The 2,650-nt window shown below is 70.5% G+C and carries 4 protein-coding genes; 3 read left to right on the top strand and 1 reads right to left on the bottom strand.

What is annotated here, in order from left to right; all coding sequences use genetic code 11:
* The first annotated feature begins 71 nt into the window (after nucleotides 1–71).
* The 3 genes from VR45_RS37715 (at nucleotide 72) to VR45_RS37710 (ending at nucleotide 1,588) form a co-directional block, all read left to right on the top strand.
* Nucleotides 72–743: a DUF4097 family beta strand repeat-containing protein gene (locus VR45_RS37715; protein WP_045944460.1), complete on the top strand. Its 672-nt coding sequence runs from the start codon at nucleotides 72–74 to the stop codon at nucleotides 741–743.
* Between the two features lie 80 nt (nucleotides 744–823).
* Nucleotides 824–976 (top strand): hypothetical protein, encoded by a 153-nt coding sequence (locus VR45_RS47590; protein WP_159394509.1) that lies wholly within the window; start codon nucleotides 824–826, stop codon nucleotides 974–976.
* Nucleotides 977–994: 18 nt separating this feature from the next.
* The gene (locus VR45_RS37710; RefSeq protein WP_045944462.1) at nucleotides 995–1,588 is read left to right on the top strand and encodes a MepB family protein; all 594 of its coding nucleotides are present in this window, start codon (nucleotides 995–997) and stop codon (nucleotides 1,586–1,588) included.
* Nucleotides 1,589–1,726: 138 nt separating this feature from the next.
* Here VR45_RS37710 and VR45_RS37705 read toward each other — a convergent pair whose 3' ends face one another.
* Complete coding sequence (locus tag VR45_RS37705; RefSeq protein WP_045944461.1) at nucleotides 1,727–2,359, bottom strand: class I SAM-dependent methyltransferase; 633 nt, start codon at nucleotides 2,357–2,359, stop codon at nucleotides 1,727–1,729.
* Nucleotides 2,360–2,650 lie beyond the last annotated feature (291 nt).

The raw sequence follows: 2,650 nt of genomic DNA, 5'->3' as shown, positions 1-2,650 counted from the left end.
CCAGAAATACGAAGTCGGCACGGCGTTCGCGATTCCGGAAACGAACGGGCCCCAGCGCAGGAGAGACCACCATGCTGAAGTTCGACACCCCCGCCCCGGTCACCGCCGCCGTCGACCTCCCGGCCGCCTCGGTGCGGTTCGTCGCCGCCGACCGGGGCGACACCACCGTCGAAGTCCTGCCCGCCGACGCGTCGGAGAGCCACGACGTGCTGGCCGCCGAGCGGGTCCGGGTCACCTGCGCCGACGGCCTGCTGCGCATCACGGCCCCGGAGGCGCCGCACCGGGACCTCGGCGACCCGGGTCGCATCCGGGTGACCGTCCGGCTCCCGTCCGGCTCCCGGGTCCAGGTCAGGGCCGCGCTCGGCGAGCTGCGCGGCGTCGGGCGCCTGGGCGAAGTCACCTTCGAGGGCGAACGGGGAACGGTCGACCTGGAGGAGAGCGTGGGCGCCCACCTCACCGTCAGGTCCGGCGACATCCACCTCGGCCGCCTCTCCGGCCCGGCCCGGATCACCACCCGGAAGGGCGACCTCACCGTCGCCGAGGCCACCGGTGGTGCGACCGACCTGCGCACCGGGCACGGCGACATCACGGTCGCCGCCGCCCGCGGCACCTGCGCCACCCTGAAGGCGACCACCTCCTACGGCCGGATCCTCAACACCCTGAGCAACACCCAGGACACCGCCGCCCGCCTGGCCCTCACCGCGACCACCACCTTCGGCGACATCGCCGCCCGCAGCCTCTGAGCACCCATCGCGCCACCGCCGTCGAACCGTCCATCGACACGCCGTTCGGCCCGCTGGCCTTCGCCACGACGATCGGGAACATGGTCCTTTCGCAACTGCCCGACGAGTTGTTCGAGCTGCCGGGCGACCGTACGCTCGCCCGCTGGGTGACTCCCGGGGCCACTGTCGAGATGCTGATCACCCCGTACGATCCCGAGCTCGACCCCGATACCTGGGGACCGCTGACCGGCTGACAGAGTGGGCAAATGACCATGGACCGCGAGCACCCGGCCGATCTCCGCCCGGAACCCTGGCTGGGCGCCGCCCCGGTCCACGAGGATCTCGTCGCGGCGAAGGCGCTCGTCTACGACCGCTGCGGATTTTCCTGCTCGCAGCCGGTCCCCGAGGCCGAGAGCGCCGAGTACGCCGCCTACGGGTTCACCCTCGACGGCCTCGCCGTTCGGTTTCGCGCCGCCAGGACGACCCCCACCAAGGCGGGCCAGTTCGTCACGGTCTGGAAGAGGTCCCCGGCCGGACCGATCCAGCCGTTCGATGCCACGGACCCCGTCGACCTCTTTGTCATCAGCACCCGCGACGATCACCACTTCGGCCAGTTCGTCTTTCCCAAGGACGCGCTCCGCCGGCACGGCGTCGTATCGGCGAACGGTTCAGGTGGGAAACGAGCCTTTCGCATCTACCCGCCCTGGGTGACCCCTCCCAACCGCCAGGCCGGCAGTACGCAGGCGTGGCAGCTGGGCTTCTTCCTGCACTTGCACCAGGACGGGGCCGTCGACCTGGCCCGCGCCCAGGAGCTCTACCACCCGCAGGACAGCGCCGGCAGCGGCCGGCCGTCACACCACCCCTGACCGCCTACGAGCGACTTCGGTGACCCCGGAGTCGCAGGACATAGGGCTCCAGCTGGCGAGCAAGGCGTCAGGCCGTGCGCCGGTCCGGAACCTCGCACGATCAGGGCTGCCACGACGCCCCACTCCTTCCCGTCACTGTCATCCCGAGGAGTGCCGCCGCCGGGCCCAGAACAGGACATGGCCGTTGTCGCCCTCGGGCACGAACTCTTCGTGAACCACGTCGAGGCCGGCTCGCACGAGCCATGAGCGGTTCGTCGCGGCATCCGCGTGACTCCACCACATCGCCGCCCCGCCACCGAGCCAATTCTCATCGGTCCCGGTCCAGGCCCGATGCCCGGTGGTGGCCAGACACCAGCCCCCGGGCCGCAGCCAGGAAGCGATCCGACCGAGTAGGGCAGGCTGTTCCTCCACCGGAATATGGATCAGGGCGTACAGACAGACCACGGCGTCGAAGCTCTCTTCGGGGAACTCCAAGGTCGTGGCGTCAGCCCGGATGAAGTCGGCGCCCGGCACGAGTTCGCGGGCCCTGCGGATCTGGACCTCACTGATGTCGACGCCCGTCACGCGGTGACCAGCTGTGATCAAGGACCGGGCCGCAGGGACACCGGTGCCGCACCCGATGTCCAGGACGGTGCCTGCCTCCGGCAGTCGGCCGAGCAACTCCTCGATCCACGGTCCGTACTTCGTCTCGCTGCCGAATGTCCGCTCATAGTGCTCCGAGAGCAGGTCGTACCCCCGCCGGACCACCTCTTTGGGATCTTCAACGTCCACGCGGCGCACGCTAAGGCCGCATCGCCGAGAACGCGACTCCTTTTCGGCTCAGGTCCGGCTGCCAGAGCTGACCTCACCGCATGATCAACCCCCGAAGAACCTCCGAAGTCGACCACTCAGCGGTCGGGGGCGGCGTCCTCGATGGCGGCGAGCAGGAGTGCGTGGACGGTGGCGGCCGCCTCCTGGGTGGCCGGGTCGGGGTCGGTGAGCTGCGGTGTGATCAGCTCGGCGGCCGCGGCGAGGAGCGGGACCGGCACGGTGGCCTTGCGCAGGTGGAGGAGCTGGGAGGCG

Origin of the sequence: Streptomyces sp. NRRL S-495, assembly GCF_000966955.1 — a bacterium.
GTDB classification, from domain to species: Bacteria; Actinomycetota; Actinomycetes; order Streptomycetales; family Streptomycetaceae; genus Kitasatospora; species Kitasatospora purpeofusca.
The sequence above is the reverse complement of the archived record's forward strand: the minus strand, read 5'-3'. Positions and strand labels throughout refer to the sequence as shown.